Raw genomic sequence first — 17,256 nt, 5'->3', positions numbered from 1 at the left:
TATGCGATCGTCGGCAGCGTCAGTTGTGTATAAGAGACAGGGGTGAGGGTGTCGTCGGTGGCGGCGGCCAGTTCGAGTTGGATCTCCGCGATGGAGCGGCCCTCGGCCTGGCGGCGTTTCACCGCGACGAGCTGGAGGAGGTGGCGGGGACCGTAGAGGGCGGTGCGGCCGCGGCGGGCGAGCGGCGGGTCGAGCAGGCCGATCGTGGTGTACCAGCGGATCAGCCGGGTGTTGGGGACGTCGCGCACCCGGCCGCTGACCTGCACGGCTCCGTCCGCCGCGAGGGCGGCGGCGGCGCGTTCCGCCAGCTCGCCGATCGTCCAGGTACCGTCCATGATGCGATGATGACACTGTCATCGTGACAGTGTCAACCTCAGGCGAAGATCGGCTTTGGAAGCCCTTGCCGCCGCCTGCCGCACGCTGTTGCCCGCGCGATCGGCGGTCGCCGAAACTGCGCTTCCACCGATGATGGGGACTCGGCTCGTTGATTGACCCGCGAAATTTCTCCCTTCTCCATGGGTTGCGCTCTGATTGCTCACGGTCATGATCCGCTGGTCACAGCGATCGTGTGATACTTGCAGTATGTCGGTCAAAACGCCCAAAGCGCATAAATGTAACTCTTCATCAGAGTTGCCTGGATAGCTCAAGAATGGTGTTCGGTATCAGAGTTGGATCTTCTGAATTGGCCAGTAAAGACCGGCGGGAACCTTTACCTTTTCTGGCATGAACGACCATCTCCTGGTCGAGGCGCTACGCGAGCGCGATCCGGGCGCCCCGACCGCGGTGTACGACGCCCATGCCCGCCGGCTCTACGCGTACTGCTGGTTCCGGTTGCGGTGCCGTGAGACGGCGCGGGTCGCCCTGCGCGACACGTTCATCGTGGCCGAGGCGCACATCGGCAAGCTGCGCGACCCCGGCAGGTTCGGGGCGTGGCTCTACGCCATCGCCCGGCAGGAGTGCGAACGGCGCCTGCCGCCCAGGTTCAAGGCGCCGGACGTGCCGATCGCCACCCATGACCAGGAGGACGTCGACCAGCGCATCACGGCGTGGCACGCGGTACTGGCGTTGCGTCCGCTCTCCAGAGAGATCCTGGAACTGAGGATCAGGCGGCGGCTGTCATCCCCAGACCTGGCCGCCGTGCTCGGGTTGTCGCTGAAAGACGTCCAGGGGGCACTGGAGGTCGCGCACAGGGAACTGGAGGAGGCCTTAACGGCGGAGATACTCGCCCAGCAGGGTCCCTACGGCTGCACCGAGCGCGCGGTGCTGCTGCGTGAACGTCGCGACGACGTCCATCACGATCTGAACAGACGGCTGATGGAACACGCAGAGGGGTGTTCCGTCTGCGGGGCGTTCCGTCCCCGGAACGTGTCGGCGAGAAAGGTCTACGGGCTCCTGCCGGACCCACGCCCCGCGGCGGAACTGCGCCTGCGGGTGATGAGCTGTTTCCTCGACCCCGAACTGGTCGGCTACAGGCTCTTCGTGGCCACCCGGGTCACGGAGTTCACGCCCGACGGCTTCCCCGCCCAAGCCGCGCGGGCGGGACGACTCATGCCTTCCGGCGGCCGACGCTCATGGGCCGTACGCCCGCACAAGGCCGCTCCAGCGGCGCACGAGGCCGGTGTGCGCGCACAGGTCGCCCGGGCCGCCATGGTGCTGGCCGTGGTGGCGCTCCTGTCGGGCGGTGGGGTCGCCTCGATGTACGGCGTCCTGGGCACGGCACGAAAGCCCGCGGGAACCGCGGCCGAGCCTCGCCCGACGGCTATCCCGGGGGTCTCGCAGGAGCCGGAGGGCAAACCGTCGCCGACGACGGCTCCGCAAGGGCCGGGCACTTTTGAGGCCGCTCCCGTGTCGGCCACGTTCCCGCTCGGCGCGCGCGCGTCCTCCGCACCGGCGACAGCCCTGCCCGCACCACCTCCGGTCGCCGTTCCTGGGCTCGAGCCCAGCGGCACCATGGGCGTCCTCACGGTCTCCCCGCTCTTCCTCGACTTGGCGGGGGAATCGGACGGCTCCATAGAAGTGCGCGCAGAAGGCGGGCCGGTGGCTTGGCGGGCAACGACTCAAGGCCCCATAAGGGTCGAGCCCTCTTCCGGGAAGCTTCAGGCCGGGCAGACCATGACCGTGCGCGTGCACGCTTCCCGGCGGCCGGACGAGCAGGGAGACGGCACCATCATCTTCCGGCCTGGCGGCGTGCACGTGCGCGTCACCTGGCGGCAGGACGCACCGCCACCCGCCGGCAGTCCCTCGCCTACGCCGACGGGCTCCGCGTCGGCGACGCCCTCCACGCCACCCGAAACGCAGCGGCCGGAGAGCCCGCACCCCACACCGTCCGAGACCCAACGGCCAGAGAGTCCGCAACCGTCCCCGCAACCGCCATCGGCCCCCTCGCCTGCACCGCCGTCCAGCAGCACCCCGGAGCCGGTACCGCCCCCGCCGGAACGGTCGTCCGGGAGCACCTCACCGAGCGTGAGCCCAACGTCCACCGGGTGACGCGACCACGCGCCGGATGACACCGGACACACGCCGGAGAGCGGCGGAGTACCGGCCGTTGCCAGAGTCACCTACTCTTCGTAGGTGATCGTTTGCGCTAAGCAGTACATCCTCGGGGGAGGACGTGCTCATGGCATCTGGCGCAGCAGATACCCGCCGCCGCGCGACACCGTCCCCTGCCAGGAGTACGGCGCTGCGGCTGGTGGCCTTCACCTCCGGCCTTGCGATCGGAATGACCCTGCTGGTGCCGGCCGCGTCCGCGCGTCCCTCCGCTGATCCCGGCCCTAGCGCCAAGGACGTCGAACGGAGCGAACGCCAAGTCAGCGAGCGGGCGGCCGAAGTAGGCCGGACGAAGGCCAAGCTCGCGCAGGCGGACGGTGAACTCGACATGCTCGCCGTCGCCGCAGAGGCCGCCATAGAGCGCTACAACGGCGAACGGGTGAAACTGCAACGCTCGCAGCAGGAGTACAGGGACACCCAAGGACGCCTTGCCGAGGCCGACCGGCGCGTGGAGCAGACCAGGACCGAACTGGCGTCGTTCGCCGCCCAGATCTATCGCGACAACACCGGCTACGACCAGATCTCGTCGGCGCTCGTCGGGGATGGCGGTCCGCAGGGCTTCATGGACCGTGCCGGCCTGGTGGAGATGCTCGCCAAGCGGCGCACCGCCATGGTCCGCCGCGTCGAGGCGTCCCAGAACGTCGCGGACGTGTTCCGCCGCCAGGCGGAGACCGCGCTAAGCGGGCAGCAGGCGGCGACCCGGCGCGCCGACGAGTCCAAGAGGGCCGCACAGGACGCGGTGGCCGAGCAGCAGGAGTCCGTCGAACGCATCGAAGCCGAGAAGCGGCGCCTAGAGCTTCGGCTTGGCAGGGCTCAGGCCCACGCGGTCCGCGTCAAGCGCGCGCGGGAAGAGGCCAAGGAGAAGGCCAGGGAGAAGGCCGAAGCGCGAAAGGTCCGTGCCTCCTTCGCAGGCGCCGGCTCTTCCGTCCCGGGGCTGACCTCGTCTGCCGCTCGCGGTGCACTAGTGGCCCGAGCGGCACTGAAATGGCTCGGCACACCGTACTCATGGGGTGGAGGCAACACGTTCGGCCCCAGCCACGGGGTCGCCCAAGGCGCGGGCACGGTCGGCTTCGACTGCTCGGGCCTGGCCATGTACGCGTGGAACAAGGCCGGTGTAAGGCTCGACCACTGGACCGGTACGCAGTGGACGTCCGGCCCGCACATCCCCATCAGCGCACTACGGCCGGGCGACCTCGTCTTCTTCGCCAAGGACCCGTCCGACCCCGGCACGATCCACCACGTCGGCGTCTACATCGGCAACGGCCGGATGGTGGAGGCCCCTTACACGGGCGCCAGTGTGCGCATATCGAGCATCCACCGGAGTGACCTGATCGGTGCCACCCGTCCGTCCGGATGACGTACGGGCGCCTGGACGGCGAGAACCCTTCCGCGCGGCGTTCCGCACGGAAGGGTTCATCGCGAGTCGCGTCGCGGGGCGGCGGGGAGCGGATCAGCGCCGTCCGCGACTCCCTGCCCCAGCCCAGCCCTCACCCGGCGTGGCCCCGGCACGGCCCGGCCGGTCAGCAGGACCGGACGGCGCTCAGTGACCGCCCTGGTCCGCGGCGCGCTTGCGCGAACGCTCGATCTCCAGCTCGGCTTCGACACGTCCCACCCAGCTGGCGCCCTCGACGGACTTGCCGGGCTCCAGGTCCTTGTAGACCTCGAAGAAGTGCTGTATCTCCAGCCGGTCGAACTCGGCGACGTGGTGGATGTCGCGGAGGTGCTCCATACGGGGGTCGGTGGCGGGGACGCACAGGACCTTGTCGTCACCACCGGCCTCGTCGGTCATCCGGAACATGCCGACCGCGCGGCAGCGGATCAGGCAACCCGGGAACGTCGGCTCCTGCAGCAGGACGAGTGCGTCCAGCGGGTCGCCGTCCTCCCCTAGGGTGTCCTCGATGAACCCGTAGTCGGCCGGGTACTGCGTCGAGGTGAACAGCATGCGGTCGAGCCGGATGCGTCCGGTCTCGTGGTCCACCTCGTACTTGTTCCGCTGGCCCTTCGGGATCTCAATGGTGACGTCGAAATCCAAGATGTCCTCCGCTCCCTGCGCGCGCGCAGTGAATAGTCTTTCGGGAGCCCCGGTGGGTGAGGCCGGCCCCACAGGGCGAGTGTTCCCTCGTATAAGGATGTCGCACGTTGGTGAGTGCTGAGTGGGAGAGGGGCGGTCACGTGCCTGGACGGGGCCGGACCCTCGTGATCCTGTCGCTGTGCCTCCTTAACGTTTTCACCGCCACCGCCGGGCTGGCAGTGGCGAAACTCACACCCGACCGGTACCTGTCACCGCAGCCGCCGAGCGTGGCCGTGCGCGACCTCGTGAGCGTCCCGGCGTCGTCGGTGGTCATGCCCGCCGCCGATCCCGGGACGGGCCGGCCGCCGAACCCGTCCGTCCTGGCGGGACGGCTGTCCGCGCTGATCGGCGGCCCGCAGGCGAAGATCAACGCGGTGGTGGTCGACGCGGAGACGCTGCGCCCCCTGTACCAGTTGCGCGCCGACCGGCCCGCCACCCCCGCCTCGACGACGAAACTGGCGACGTCGGTGGCGGCGCTGGCCTCGGTCGGACCCGCGCACCGGATCACCACCCAGGTCGTGCGCGGGGCCGGCGGCGGAATCGTACTGGTCGGAGGCGGGGATCCTACCTTGACGGCCCTTCCGCCACGTCCGGGGGCGGGCCATCCGCCCTATGCGTCCCTCCTGGATCTCGCTCGCCAGACGGCGACCGCCCTCAAGGTCTCCGGGGTGAGCCAGGTGCGGGTGGACTACGACGTGTCCGCGTACCAGGGGCCGCGAACGGCGGCGGGCTGGAAGCCCAATTACCTGCCGGACGGTGAGGTCGCCCCTGTGTCGGCCCTGACCGTCGACGAGGGACGCGTCTCCCCGTCGGATCCGACCAAGAAGACGCGGGTAGCCGACCCACCTGCATCCGCGGCACACCAGTTCGCGCGGTTGCTGTCCAGGGAGGGCGTCAAGGCCAAGGCTGGACGAAGGACGGTGGCCGCTCAAGGCGCGGAACGGCTCGGCGCCGTCCAGTCACCGCCGCTGTCCGCTCTGGTGGAGCATCTGCTGACCGACAGCGACAACGACGTCGCCGAAGCGGTGGCCCGCCAGGTCGCCATCAAACTGGGACGTCCGGCGACGTTCGCGGATTCGGCGCAGGCCGTCCGGCAGGTGCTCGCCAAGCTCGGTGTCGCGGAAGGGGTGTCGGTCAACGACGGCAGCGGGCTGTCACCGCGCAACCGGATCTCGCCCATCGCGCTGGCCCGCATCGTCTCGCTCGCCGCAGGGGACGACCACCCGAGATTGCGGCCGGTCATCACAGGACTGCCCATCGCGGGGTTCTCGGGGACGCTCAGCCCGCCGCGCTACACCGTCGCGTCCAGCCGGGCGGGGGCCGGGATGGTCCGCGCCAAGACCGGCACGCTGGCGGGTGTCAGCACGCTGGCGGGGCTCGCCCACGACGCCGACGGACGGCTGCTCGCGTTCGCCTTCATGGCGGGGGACGGGAAGGGACCGGTCGACCCGGGCAAGCTCGACCAGCTCGCCGCGACGGTCGCCGCCTGCGGCTGCGGCTGACCACCGGCCGAACTGACCACGGGTTGCGGCTGCCACGGACTGCGGCCCGCCGGCCGCGGGCTGATCGCGTGGGGGCGCACCGCGTGTGGGCGCGGCCGTACGGGAGATAACCAGAACGGTTGTTCGTTGAACGACCCAGCAGGGGCGCCTCGGCGCCGTCTCCGAAACGTACGGTGGAGCACATGAGCGCCTCAATGATCGACTGGAACGTGGCCGTTCAGGCCGGAACCCGGCTCGTGAGGCCGGGACCGCAGGTCAGCTTTGACGAGGCCCGTGCGGTCGTGACGGAGCTGCGCGAGCTGTCGAAGATCGCCCACGGGCACGTGCGCGACTTCACCGGCATGGCGTCCGAGCTCGACCCCGACCCCGCGACGGTCGTTGACCGGCCCGGCTGGATCCGCGCGAACGTGGACGGTTTCCGGGTGGTGCTGGAGCCGCTCATCGAGCAGTTGTCCGAGCGGCGGGCCCCGGGCCCCCTCGGCAGTGCGGGCAATGTCGTCGTGCAGGCGGTCGGCTCCCGCGTGACCGGTATGCAGGTGGGCGCCATCCTCGCCTACATGGCCAGCCGTGTTCTGGGCCAGTACGAGTTGTTCCTCCCGCCGGACCCGACCGGGCGTGCCGCGACGGGACGCCTGACGTTGGTCGCGCCCAACATCGTCCATGTCGAGCAAGAGCTGGGTGTGGAGCCGCGTGACTTCCGCCTCTGGGTGTGCCTCCACGAGGAGACCCACCGTGCGCAGTTCACCGGTGTTCCCTGGCTGCGGGAGTACGTCCAAGACCAGATGACCAAGTTCCTGCTCGCATCGGACCTCGACCCCGGCGCGATGCTGGACCGCATCCGGGACGCGGCCGAAGCCGTGGCGGACGCAGTGCGCGGCGGTGACGCCAACCTCATCGACGCGATCCAGAGCCCGGAGCAGCGCGAGATCCTGGATCGGCTGACCGCGGTGATGACCCTGGTGGAGGGGCACGGCGACTACGTGATGGACGCGGTCGGGCCCGAGGTCGTGCCGTCCGTCCAGCAGATCCGGTCGCGCTTCCAGGGACGCCGTGAAGGCGGCACCAAGCTCGATAAGACCATCCGGCGCCTGCTCGGCATCGACCTCAAGATGAAGCAGTACGCGGAAGGATCGCGGTTCGTCCGCCGTGTCGTCGCCGAGGTGGGCATGAGCGGCTTCAACCAGGTCTGGCAGTCCCCGGAGACGCTCCCCACGCACGGCGAGATCAAGGAGCCCACGCTCTGGATGGCCCGCGTGGTCGGCCCCAGGGCCATCGACACCCCGCCCAAGGCCAACGAAGCCTGAGCCAGGCCGCCCCCTGCACGGCCCCATCTGGTGGTAGACGTTTCCCATGGGGCCTGATCCGGCAGTGGCGGCGGTACGTGTCGCGGTGCGGCGGGTGCTCGCCGATCTGCCGCAGGGCGAAACGGTGCTGGCCGCGTGCAGTGGCGGCGCCGACTCCCTGGCGCTCGCCGGTGCGCTCGCCTTCGAGGCGCCCAGGGGCGGACGTCCCGCAGGCGGCGTCACGATCGACCACGGGCTGCAGGACGGCTCGGACGAGCGTGCCGAGACCGTAGTCCGGACCATGGCCGGCCTAGGGCTCGACCCGGCGGGATCCACCGCCGTGACCGTCGATGGGCCGGGAGGCCCCGAGAACGCCGCGCGTGATGCCCGCTATAAGGCACTTGACGAGGCCGCTGAGCGGCTGGGAGCCGCAGCCGTCCTCCTGGGCCACACTCAGGATGACCAGGCCGAGACCGTTCTTCTGGGGCTCGCGCGTGGTTCCGGTGCGCGATCGTTGTCCGGCATGCCTCCCGCTTTCCACCGGCAGGGCGTCCTCTATCTGCGGCCCTTGCTGGGCATCGGTCGCACCACCACGCGCAGAGCCTGCAAGGCGATGGGGCTGGAGCCCTGGGACGACCCCCACAACATCGACCCGGCCTACGCGCGCGTGCGCGTACGGCATCAGGCCCTCCCCGCCCTGGAAAAGAGTTTGGGACCAGGAGTGGCCGAGGCCTTGGCACGGACGGCCGGGATGCTTCGCGACGACGCGGACGCCCTGGACGACCTGGCCGCTCGCGCCTACGCCGACCTGGAAGTCCGGGAAGACGGCTGGAACACTGCCGTCCGGCTGGACGGGCTCGCGGAGCTGCCCAGGGCCGTCCGCACGAGGGTTTTGCGGATGGCCGCGCTGAAGGCCGGCAGCCCACCGGGTACGCTCGCGGCGGTTCATGTCGATGCGGTGGACCGGCTGGTCACGGCCTGGCGCGGTCAGCGGCACGTGGATCTGCCCGGAGGGCTTCGCGCCGTCCGGCGGTCCGGGAGGCTGCTGTTCGGCCCGGCCTGACCTCGCGGCGTGTGCGAACCGCCACACGACGCGTCCGCCGCTCGCATCGCGTACACGGCGCGTGCGGCGGTGTCCGTCCTGCGTCCGTCCCACCGGACGGGCGAGGCTGAGCAAGAGGGTGGGGTTGTGGACGAGAAGGACCTGGGCACCGACCTGGCGAAGGTGCTGATCCCCGAGAGCGACCTGCAGGCCAAGGTGCGGGAGCTCGCCGGGCAGATCGACGCCGACTACGCGGGCAAGGACCTGCTGCTCGTCGGGGTCCTCAAGGGCGCCGTCATGGTCATGGCGGATCTGGCGAGGGCGCTGCACTCGCCCGCCTCGATGGACTGGATGGCGGTCTCGTCCTACGGATCGGGCACGAAGTCGTCGGGCGTCGTGCGCATCCTGAAGGACCTCGACACCGACATCATCGACAGGCACGTCCTGATCGTGGAGGACATCGTCGACTCCGGCCTGACCCTGTCGTGGCTGGTGAGCAACTTGCGTTCGCGCGGCCCCGCCTCACTGGAGATCTGCGCCCTGCTGCGCAAGCCGGAGGCGGTGAAGACCGACCTCGACGTGAAGTACATCGGGTTCGACATCCCTAACGAGTTCGTCATCGGGTACGGGCTCGACTATGCGGAGAAGTACCGGAACCTGCCGTTCGTCGGGACGCTCGCCCCGCACGTGTACGGCGGCGACGGGGCCTGACCGTCCCGTCGGGCGGGAGCGGCCCCGGACGAGCGCCGATCTCCAGATGCAGTCGTACTGGTCACATGCGGGCACACGAGGCCAGGGAACAAGTAACCGTGACGAATCGTTGCAAGGATCGTTGACGGGTATATGGAAGGGATGCGGGAGAACGGCGTCGGCTGCGTCTCCTGCGCCTGCGGTGTACCGTCGGTGTCCCGGACCCTTGGTTCGGGGGGCCATATGAGGGAAGCCGCCACGGTGGGTCCGGAGCCCAGGGCGACGGTCCCTTCGTTGGACGCATTGTTGATCGCAGTGGCGTTCGTCCCCCCGGGACGGGCGGGGATCGTACACAGACGTTGGTCAGGAGGGACGGGCCCCCTAGGGGTAACCGGATAAATGGACGTGAAGCGCTACTTTCGCGGGCCGCTGCTGTGGATCCTGCTGTTCGGCATCTTGGTCGCCCTCGTCATGTGGGGTGTCAACCCCGGCCGTTCGTTCGAGAAGGTCGACACCTCCGCGGTGGTCAAGGAGATCAACGCCGGCCAGGTGAAGTCGGCCAAGATCGTTGACAAGGACCAGCGGATCGAGGTCACCCTCAAGAACGACAAGCGGCAGCAGGCGTCCTGGGTCGACGGCCAGGGGCTCCAGTTGCAGCAGCAGCTGCAGAAGCAGGCCGACGCCGGCCAGTTGTCCGGCGGCTACAACGTTGATGTCCCCAAGCAGAGCTTCTTCCTGAACCTGCTGTTCAGCCTGCTGCCCATCGTGGTCATCGTGCTGATCTTCCTGTTCATCATGAACCAGATGCAGGGCGGCGGCTCGCGGGTGATGAACTTCGGCAAGTCCAAGGCCAAGCTCATCACCAAGGACACCCCGAAGACCACCTTCGCCGACGTGGCCGGGGCCGACGAGGCCCTGGAGGAGCTCGAAGAGATCAAGGACTTCCTGCAGAACCCGGCGAAGTTCCAGTCCATCGGCGCCAAGATCCCGAAGGGCGTGCTGCTGTACGGCCCGCCCGGCACCGGTAAGACGCTGCTGGCGCGCGCCGTGGCCGGTGAGGCCGGCGTGCCGTTCTACTCGATCTCCGGTTCGGACTTCGTGGAGATGTTCGTCGGTGTCGGAGCCTCGCGTGTCCGGGACCTGTTCGAGCAGGCCAAGACCAACGCCCCCTCGATCATCTTCATCGACGAGATCGACGCCGTCGGCCGGCACCGAGGCGCGGGCCTCGGCGGCGGCCACGACGAGCGGGAGCAGACCCTCAACCAGCTGCTGGTCGAGATGGACGGCTTCGACGTCAAGGGCGGCGTGATCCTGATCGCGGCGACGAACCGCCCCGACATCCTGGACCCGGCGCTGCTGCGTCCCGGCCGGTTCGACCGGCAGGTCACCGTGGACCGCCCCGACCTGGAGGGCCGCAAGGGCATCCTGCGGGTGCACGGCCGCGGCAAGCCGTTCGCGCAGGACGTCGACCTCGACGTCATCGCGCGCCGGACGCCGGGCTTCACCGGCGCCGACCTGGCCAACGTCATCAACGAGGCGGCGCTGCTCACCGCCCGGTTCGACCGCAAGCTCATCGACATGGACACCCTCGAGGAGTCCATCGACCGCGTCATGGCCGGGCCGGAGCGCAAGACCCGCGTGATGTCGGAGAAGGAAAAGAAGATCATCGCCTACCACGAGGGCGGGCACGCTCTGGTGGCGCACGCGCTGCCGAACTCCGACCCCGTGCACAAGGTGACGATCCTTCCGCGCGGCCGGGCCCTGGGTTACACCATGACCCTGCCGATGGAGGACAAGTTCCTCACCACCCGATCGGAGATGACCGACCAGCTCGCCATGCTCCTGGGTGGACGCACCGCCGAGGAACTGGTGTTCCACGAGCCCACCACGGGTGCTGCGAACGACATCGAGAAGGCCAGCTCGATCGCCCGCAACATGGTGACCGAGTACGGCATGAGCGAGCGCCTGGGCGCGCGCAAGTTCGGCTCCGGTCAGGGTGAGGTCTTCCTGGGCCGCGACATGGGGCACGAGCGCGACTACTCCGAGGACATAGCGTCCGCGATCGACGACGAGGTCCGCCGCTACATCGAGGCCGCCCACGACACCGCGTGGGAGATCCTCGTCGAGTACCGGGACGTCCTGGACGAGCTCGTGGTCAACCTGATGGAGAAGGAGACCCTGTCGAAGGACATGGTGCTGGAGATCTTCGCGCCGATCCAGAAGCGGCCGCACCAGAACTCCTACACCGGCTACGGCAAGCGCCTCCCGTCCGACCGTCCGCCGGTGCTGACGCCCAAGGAGCTGGCCCTGCTCGGCCCGCAGGACGTCACCGACCTGACCAAGAACAACGGGCAGGGCGGCGTCACCTCCGAGGCGGTCGACCCCGCCCAGGGTGAGAGCTGACCGTCTTGGCGATTCCGTACGACGAGGCGCCGATCGAGAACGACCCGCCGGGCGAGACCCTGCACGGCGGTCACTTCGACCACGCGCGCATCGAGAAGGCCGTGCGCGAGATCCTGATCGGCATCGGGGAGGACCCCGACCGTGACGGACTCCGCGACACCCCGGCCAGGGTGGCGCGCGCGTACGCCGAACAGTTCGCCGGCCTCAGGCAGACGCCCGAGGACGCGCTCACCACGGTGTTCGACGCCGACCATGAAGAGATGGTCCTGGTGAAGGACATCGAGGTCTACTCCGTCTGCGAGCACCACCTGGTGCCCTTCCACGGGGTGGCCCACGTGGGGTACACGCCCAACAAGAAGGGCCAGATCACCGGTCTGTCGAAGCTGGCCCGGCTGGTGGACGTGTACGCCCGCCGGCCGCAGGTGCAGGAGCGGCTGACGAGCCAGGTCGCGGACGCGCTGATGAGCGTGCTGGAGCCGCGCGGGGCGATCGTGGTGATCGAGGCCGAGCATCTGTGCATGACGATGCGGGGCGTGCGGAAGCCGGGCGCGAAGACGGTGACGTCGGCCGTCCGCGGCGACTTCCGCGATCACGCCGAGACCCGCTCCGAGGCGATGAGCCTCATTTTGGGCCGCTACTGACCGTCCGTCCGCTCCCGAGGAGCCCGGACCGCCTGAACGGGCCTCAGCGATGCGCTGAGGCCCGTTCTGCTGGTTGATGAGGGGCCGTGGCGGCCGTGTCCGGGGCGGTCGAGGCGCCGCGTCGAGGGCACGGCTTCAAGGCATAGGGTTGGGTGACATGACCAATGCCGTAGTTCAGGGGCTGCCAGCGCCAGGGCGCTGCCTCGTCATGGGCGTGGTCAACGTGACTCCGGACTCGTTCTCGGACGGCGGAGCCTGGTTCGACCCCGAGAAGGCCGTCCGCCATGGGCTGGACCTTGCCGCGGAGGGCGCCGACATCATCGACGTCGGCGGAGAGTCCACGCGGCCGGGTGCGCAGCGTGTGTCGGAGGACGAGGAACTCCGCAGGGTGATCCCCGTCATAGAGGCGCTCAACGCCGAGAACATCCCGGTCAGCGTCGACACCATGCGCGCGGAGGTGGCGGAGGCCGCCGTCGCCGTGGGTGCCCGGCTGGTGAACGATGTCAGCGGTGGCCTGGCCGACCCCGACATGCCGCGGGTGGTGGCCGCGGCGGGTATCCCCTATGTGGTCATGCACTGGCGCGGCCACAGCCATGACATGCAGACCCGCGCCGTTTACGCGGACGTCGTCCGTGAAGTGCGCGAGGAGCTTCTGCAGAGGGTCGACGCGGTCCTGCGGGAGGGTGTCGACCCGTCGATGATCGTGCTCGACCCCGGCCTGGGCTTCGCGAAGAGTCCGAAGGCGGGCCACAACTGGGCGCTCCTGGCCCGGCTCGACGAGCTGACCTCGACCGGGTATCCGGTGCTGGTCGGTGCGTCGCGCAAGAGCTTCCTCACGAAACTGCTGGCCGAACCCGACGGAACCCCCCGTGCGTTCGCCGAATGCGATGACGCCACCGTCGCCACCACGTCCCTGGCCGCGGCGGCCGGGGCATGGTGCGTGCGGGTCCACCGCGTCCGCCCCAACGCGGACGCGGTGCGCGTGGCGGCCGCCATCAACGCGGCCCGCCCGTCCGATGACGAGATCTCAGAACCGGTCGCGGCGGACGGCCGCGCCCGGCAAGGGGGACACCGCGTATGAGCCGTGCCGTGAACCGCGCCGATGTGGACGAGGTCCACGCCGAGTTCTACGCGGCGTTCGAGGCCGGCGACTTCGACCGGATGTCGGCGGTGTGGGCCGACGGCCCGTACGCGCCCGGTGTCTCCTGCGTGCATCCCGGCTGGACGATGCTCCGCGGACGTGAGGAAGTGCTGCGTTCCTGGGCGCTCATCATGGCCAACACGACCTACATCCAGTTCGTGCTGACCGATGTCGAGACGGACGTGTACGGCGATCACGCCGTGGTGACGTGCAAGGAGAACGTCCTCACCGCCGACGAGGACACCGAAGCCGGGTTCCTCGCGGGCGGAAGCATCGTGGCGACGAACGTGTTCGTACGGTCGGACGGGGAGTGGAGGCTTCTGCTCCACCATGGTTCGCCCGTCCTCAACGTCGTGGATGCAGAGGAAGAATGACTTTCGACCGCAGTGAGGCTCTGGACCGCATCGAGTTGCGCGGCCTGCGGGCGCGGGGGCGGCACGGCTGCCTGCCCGCGGAGCGGGAACTCGGCCAGGAGTTCGTGGTGGACGCCGTTCTGGGGCTCGACACCCGCCCCGCCGCCGCCGGCGACGACCTCTCGCGTACCGTCGACTATGGGAGCCTCGCCGGCCGTCTGGTCGAGGCCGTCGAGGGCGAGCCCGTCAATCTGATCGAAACGCTGGCCGACCGGCTGGCGACTATATGTCTGGAAGATAGGGCGGTGTCCGAGGTGGAGATCACCGTCCACAAGCCGAGCGCCCCCGTGCCGCACCCCTTCACGGACGTCGCCGTGAAGATCAGGAGGAGTCGCCCATGACAGCGTCCGACCGCATGCACGACCGCACCGCCACCGGCGGCCACATGCTCGTCCAGCATCGCGTCGTGTTCTCGATCGGCAGCAACCTCGGGGACCGGCTCGACAACATCCAGGGGGCGGTCGACGCGCTGTTCGACGCGCCCGGCCTCAACTTCGTGGCGTTCTCCCCGGTCTACGAGACCGCGCCGTTCGCGCCTCCCGGCGAGACCATCCCCGAGCAGGGGGACTTCCTCAACGTCGTGCTGGTGGCCGACACGAGGCTGGCACCGGAGAACCTGCTCGAACGCGTCCTGAACATCGAGAACTCCATGCGGCGCGAACGCGAGGTCCGCTGGGGGCCGCGCACCCTCGACATCGACATCGTCGTGTTCGGTGACATCTCCTCCGACGACCCCGACCTGACGCTTCCGCACCCGCGCGCGCACGAGCGCGCGTTCGTTCTCGTCCCGTGGGCGGACATCGAGCCGGACGTCCTGCTGCCCGGGCACGGCCGCGTCGGTGACCTCGCCCAGGCCAAGCAGTCCGAAGGTGGCCCGTCGGCCGTCCGCCGACGGGAGGACATGGCCCTGCAGCAGCCTGCATGAAACCGTCCCGCCCCCTGTTCCTCGCCGCTCTGGTGGTCGTCGTCGCGGTGGTCACCTGGGCGGTGCTGCGCTCCGCCTACGTCTCGCTGCCCCCGCTTCCGTGGACGGCGGTGCCGACGCTGCTGCTGCTCGCCCTGGGCGAGGGGTTCAGCGGCTGGAACGTCCTGCGCCGCATCCGCCGCAAGCCCGGCAAGCCCCGCATGCCCGAGCCCGGCCGCAAGTCGCCGAAGCCGATCGAGCCCATGGCCGTCGCACGGCTGGCCGCCCTGGGCAAGGCGAGCGCGCACACCGCCGCCCTGATCGCGGGCGTGTTCGGCGGCTTCGCCATCAACCTGGCGACCCAGTTGGACAAGCCGACCCCCCGCCACGACTTCTTCGTCAGCGGCGCCACGTTCCTGGCGGCCGTCGTGCTGGTGGCCGCGGCGTTCTTCCTGGAGTACGCGTGCCGCGTCCCCAAGGACCCGGACGAAGAGGAACGCGACCGCCGCGCCTCCCGCGCCTAGGGGCCGCCGCCCCGGCTGGGCCGGGGGCCGTCACGCCGGTCGCGCTCAGGGGCACCCGCTCATTTGTCGATGTCGCCGACCACGAAGAACATCGAGCCCAGGATGGCGATCATATCGGCGACCAGGTTGCCCGGCAGGAGTTCCGTCAGGACCTGGATGTTGTTGAAGGACGCGGACCGCAGTTTCATCCGCCACGGGGTCTTCTCGCCGCGCGACACGAGGTAGTAGCCGTTGATGCCGAGGGGGTTCTCCGTCCAGGCGTAGATGTGCCCCTCCGGGACTTTGAGGACCTTCGGCAGCCGCTGGTTGATCGGGCCGGGCGGGAGTTCGGCGAGGCGCTCAAGGCAGGCGTCGGCGAGATCGAGGGACGCGTGGACCTGGTCGAGGAGGCATTCGAAACGAGCCAGGCAGTCGCCCTCGGTGCGGGTGACCACACGGACGTCGAGGTCGCCGTAGGCGAGATAGGGCTCGTCCCTGCGGAGGTCGAAGTCGAGCCCGGACGCTCGGGCGATGGGCCCCGACACCCCGTATTGGAGGATCTGCTCCTGGGTGAGGACACCGACGCCTCTCGTACGCGCGCGGAAGATCTCGTTGCCCATGATGATGTCGTCGATGTCGCCCATGCGGGAACGGACCTCGGAGACGGCCGTCCGCGCGCGCGCCGTCCAGCCGGCCGGAAGCTCGTCCTTCAACCCGCCGACCCGGTTGAACATGTAGTGCATGCGTCCACCGGAGATCTCCTCCATCACCCGCTGCAACGCCTCACGCTCGCGGAACGCGTAGAAGATCGGGGTGATGGCGCCCACTTCCAGCGGATACGAACCGAGGAACATCAGATGGTTCAGGATCCGGTTCAGCTCGGCCAGGAGGGTCCTCACCCATACGGCGCGTACGGGGACCTCCATGCCGAGCATCCGTTCGACGGCGAGAACGACGCCCAGCTCACTGGAGAACGCCGACAGCCAGTCATGGCGGTTCGCCAGCACGATGATCTGCCGGAAGTCCCGGACCTCGAAGAGCTTCTCCGCGCCGCGGTGCATGTAGCCGACGATGGGTTCCGCGGCCGAGATGCGCTCCCCGTCCAAGGTCAGCCTCAGGCGCAGCACACCATGCGTGGACGGGTGCTGGGGGCCGATGTTCAGGGTCATGTCCTCGGTGGCGAGCTCCTTGGCGCCCGCACCGATCCCGACGATCCGCTCGGTGGTCATGGTCGCGCCTCCGCCGCTCCGATCACCGCTTCATGGTCCCATGGCGAGCGGTACTCGTTTTCCGGTTGACTAGGGGGCGATGAACCCGAGCCATGGCGAGCCGCCCTACGAGCCCGCCGCGCAGCCTGGACCCCAGGGCGCGGCGCACCCGCCCGTGCCCCCTGGGCAGGGTCTTGGCGGTCAACCGCCAGGCCGAGTACCGGCACATTACCCGCCGCCGCAGCCGCCGCAGACGCCGCCACAACAGGCACAGCAGGCACAGCAGGCACCGCCTGTCTACCGCGCCGACCAGGCGTTCGAGCCCGGCGGCGGCCTCCAGTGGGCGCTCATCTCCAAGCGCCACGCCTGGCACAGGCTCCTCACCGCTGTTCTCTGGGCGATCCCCATCGGTGGTGCGGGCGCGTTCATCGTGTGGCGGAACGGCAGCGTGCTCGCCGCCGCGATGTGGGTCGCCGCCGTGATCCTGGGGGCCGCCCTCACCTGGCTGGTCGCCGAACTGGACCGCAGGGCGTACGGGTACGCCGAGCGTGCGGACGACCTCATCGTCACGCACGGCGTGTTCGTCAAGCGCCTCATCGTCGTCCCCTACGGGCGGATGCAGTTCGTGGACGTCACGGCAGGGCTCCTTGAACGGTGGATGGGGATCGCCACCGTCCGGATGCACACCGCCGCCGCGGCCACGGACGCGACCATTCCGGGTCTTCCCACCGCGGAGGCCGCCCTGCTGCGCGACCGTCTCGCCCAGAAGGGCGAGGAGCGGAGCATGGGGCTATGAGCGGCCCTTACGGCCCGTACGGTCCGCCGGGGCCACCCGGCCCTTACGGCCCGCCAGGACGACCGGGCCCAGGGCCGTACGGACCCCAGGCCCACCCAGGCCCGCCTTACGG

At 69.5% G+C, this 17,256-nt stretch carries 17 protein-coding genes; 14 read left to right on the top strand and 3 right to left on the bottom strand.

Annotation, left to right across the window (positions count from 1 at the left end):
* Positions 1–335: MerR family transcriptional regulator (locus tag E1284_RS28100; protein WP_131943157.1), on the bottom strand; the 335-nt coding region annotated here is incomplete at its 3' end.
* A gap of 388 nt (positions 336–723) precedes the next feature.
* Here E1284_RS28100 and E1284_RS28095 point away from each other — a divergent pair.
* Both E1284_RS28095 and E1284_RS28090 read left to right on the top strand, forming a co-directional pair.
* Entirely contained in the window at positions 724–2,487 is a 1,764-nt protein-coding gene (locus E1284_RS28095; RefSeq protein WP_131943156.1) for a sigma-70 family RNA polymerase sigma factor, read from the top strand.
* A 130-nt stretch (positions 2,488–2,617) separates the two neighbouring features.
* Positions 2,618–3,904 carry an NlpC/P60 family protein gene (locus E1284_RS28090; RefSeq protein WP_131943155.1) on the top strand — a complete coding sequence of 429 codons (1,287 nt, stop codon included), beginning with the start codon at positions 2,618–2,620 and terminating at the stop codon, positions 3,902–3,904.
* A gap of 183 nt (positions 3,905–4,087) precedes the next feature.
* On the opposite strand, the gene E1284_RS28085 is transcribed toward E1284_RS28090, so the two are convergent.
* Positions 4,088–4,579 carry an inorganic diphosphatase gene (locus E1284_RS28085; RefSeq protein WP_131943154.1) on the bottom strand — a complete coding sequence of 164 codons (492 nt, stop codon included), beginning with the start codon at positions 4,577–4,579 and terminating at the stop codon, positions 4,088–4,090.
* 140 nt (positions 4,580–4,719) lie between these two features.
* Between E1284_RS28085 and dacB the strand changes: the two genes are divergently transcribed.
* The 11 genes from dacB (at position 4,720) to E1284_RS28030 (ending at position 15,161) form a co-directional block, all read left to right on the top strand.
* A complete protein-coding gene (dacB, locus tag E1284_RS28080; protein ID WP_243714791.1) occupies positions 4,720–6,120 on the top strand; it encodes a D-alanyl-D-alanine carboxypeptidase/D-alanyl-D-alanine endopeptidase in 1,401 nt (466 codons plus the stop codon).
* 194 nt (positions 6,121–6,314) lie between these two features.
* Positions 6,315–7,424, top strand: coding sequence for a zinc-dependent metalloprotease (locus tag E1284_RS28075; protein WP_131943160.1), 1,110 nt, complete (start codon positions 6,315–6,317; stop codon positions 7,422–7,424).
* A gap of 46 nt (positions 7,425–7,470) precedes the next feature.
* Complete coding sequence (gene tilS, locus E1284_RS42640; RefSeq protein ID WP_131943153.1) at positions 7,471–8,466, top strand: tRNA lysidine(34) synthetase TilS; 996 nt, start codon at positions 7,471–7,473, stop codon at positions 8,464–8,466.
* Positions 8,467–8,592: 126 nt separating this feature from the next.
* A complete protein-coding gene (gene hpt, locus E1284_RS42635; RefSeq protein ID WP_131943152.1) occupies positions 8,593–9,156 on the top strand; it encodes a hypoxanthine phosphoribosyltransferase in 564 nt (187 codons plus the stop codon).
* Positions 9,157–9,534: 378 nt separating this feature from the next.
* Entirely contained in the window at positions 9,535–11,538 is a 2,004-nt protein-coding gene (gene ftsH / locus E1284_RS28060; RefSeq protein ID WP_131943151.1) for an ATP-dependent zinc metalloprotease FtsH, read from the top strand.
* 32 nt (positions 11,539–11,570) lie between these two features.
* On the top strand, positions 11,571–12,179 hold the full coding sequence (gene folE / locus E1284_RS28055) for a GTP cyclohydrolase I FolE (RefSeq protein WP_131943159.1): 609 nt from the start codon (positions 11,571–11,573) through the stop codon (positions 12,177–12,179).
* 157 nt (positions 12,180–12,336) lie between these two features.
* Positions 12,337–13,260, top strand: coding sequence for a dihydropteroate synthase (gene folP, locus E1284_RS28050; RefSeq protein ID WP_165965456.1), 924 nt, complete (start codon positions 12,337–12,339; stop codon positions 13,258–13,260).
* Positions 13,257–13,694: a nuclear transport factor 2 family protein gene (locus E1284_RS28045; protein ID WP_131943150.1), complete on the top strand. Its 438-nt coding sequence runs from the start codon at positions 13,257–13,259 to the stop codon at positions 13,692–13,694. Before folP ends, E1284_RS28045 begins: the two co-directional genes overlap by 4 nt.
* Complete coding sequence (gene folB, locus E1284_RS28040; protein WP_131943149.1) at positions 13,691–14,074, top strand: dihydroneopterin aldolase; 384 nt, start codon at positions 13,691–13,693, stop codon at positions 14,072–14,074. The genes E1284_RS28045 and folB overlap by 4 nt, the downstream gene beginning before the upstream one ends.
* Positions 14,071–14,658 (top strand): 2-amino-4-hydroxy-6-hydroxymethyldihydropteridine diphosphokinase, encoded by a 588-nt coding sequence (gene folK, locus E1284_RS28035; RefSeq protein WP_131943148.1) that lies wholly within the window; start codon positions 14,071–14,073, stop codon positions 14,656–14,658. Before folB ends, folK begins: the two co-directional genes overlap by 4 nt.
* The gene (locus E1284_RS28030) at positions 14,655–15,161 is read left to right on the top strand and encodes a DUF3180 domain-containing protein (protein WP_131943147.1); all 507 of its coding nucleotides are present in this window, start codon (positions 14,655–14,657) and stop codon (positions 15,159–15,161) included. Before folK ends, E1284_RS28030 begins: the two co-directional genes overlap by 4 nt.
* Before the next feature lie 59 nt (positions 15,162–15,220).
* Here the strand turns inward: E1284_RS28030 and E1284_RS28025 are convergent, their stop codons facing one another.
* Positions 15,221–16,369 carry an NADH-quinone oxidoreductase subunit D gene (locus E1284_RS28025; RefSeq protein ID WP_131943146.1) on the bottom strand — a complete coding sequence of 383 codons (1,149 nt, stop codon included), beginning with the start codon at positions 16,367–16,369 and terminating at the stop codon, positions 15,221–15,223.
* Positions 16,370–16,448: 79 nt separating this feature from the next.
* Here E1284_RS28025 and E1284_RS28020 point away from each other — a divergent pair, with 79 nt between their 5' ends.
* Positions 16,449–17,144 (top strand): PH domain-containing protein, encoded by a 696-nt coding sequence (locus tag E1284_RS28020; RefSeq protein ID WP_131943145.1) that lies wholly within the window; start codon positions 16,449–16,451, stop codon positions 17,142–17,144.
* Positions 17,145–17,256 lie beyond the last annotated feature (112 nt).

The sequence above is a fragment of the Actinomadura bangladeshensis genome (assembly GCF_004348335.1).
Taxonomy (GTDB): Bacteria; Actinomycetota; Actinomycetes; order Streptosporangiales; family Streptosporangiaceae; genus Spirillospora; species Spirillospora bangladeshensis.
The sequence above is the reverse complement of the archived record's forward strand: the minus strand, read 5'-3'. Positions and strand labels throughout refer to the sequence as shown.

Excerpts from the sequence above, each read along its gene's own strand:
- E1284_RS28095 (WP_131943156.1), top strand. The coding sequence starts at position 724 with ATGAACGACCATCTCCTGGTCGAGGCGCTACGCGAGCGCGATCCGGGC.
- E1284_RS28090 (WP_131943155.1), top strand. The coding sequence starts at position 2,618 with ATGGCATCTGGCGCAGCAGATACCCGCCGCCGCGCGACACCGTCCCCT.
- E1284_RS28075 (WP_131943160.1), top strand. The coding sequence starts at position 6,315 with ATGATCGACTGGAACGTGGCCGTTCAGGCCGGAACCCGGCTCGTGAGG.
- tilS (WP_131943153.1), top strand. The coding sequence starts at position 7,471 with ATGGGGCCTGATCCGGCAGTGGCGGCGGTACGTGTCGCGGTGCGGCGG.
- ftsH (WP_131943151.1), top strand. The coding sequence starts at position 9,535 with ATGGACGTGAAGCGCTACTTTCGCGGGCCGCTGCTGTGGATCCTGCTG.
- folP (WP_165965456.1), top strand. The coding sequence starts at position 12,337 with ATGACCAATGCCGTAGTTCAGGGGCTGCCAGCGCCAGGGCGCTGCCTC.
- E1284_RS28045 (WP_131943150.1), top strand. The coding sequence starts at position 13,257 with ATGAGCCGTGCCGTGAACCGCGCCGATGTGGACGAGGTCCACGCCGAG.
- folB (WP_131943149.1), top strand. The coding sequence starts at position 13,691 with ATGACTTTCGACCGCAGTGAGGCTCTGGACCGCATCGAGTTGCGCGGC.
- folK (WP_131943148.1), top strand. The coding sequence starts at position 14,071 with ATGACAGCGTCCGACCGCATGCACGACCGCACCGCCACCGGCGGCCAC.
- E1284_RS28030 (WP_131943147.1), top strand. The coding sequence starts at position 14,655 with ATGAAACCGTCCCGCCCCCTGTTCCTCGCCGCTCTGGTGGTCGTCGTC.
- E1284_RS28025 (WP_131943146.1), bottom strand. The coding sequence starts at position 16,369 with ATGACCACCGAGCGGATCGTCGGGATCGGTGCGGGCGCCAAGGAGCTC.
- E1284_RS28020 (WP_131943145.1), top strand. The coding sequence starts at position 16,449 with ATGAACCCGAGCCATGGCGAGCCGCCCTACGAGCCCGCCGCGCAGCCT.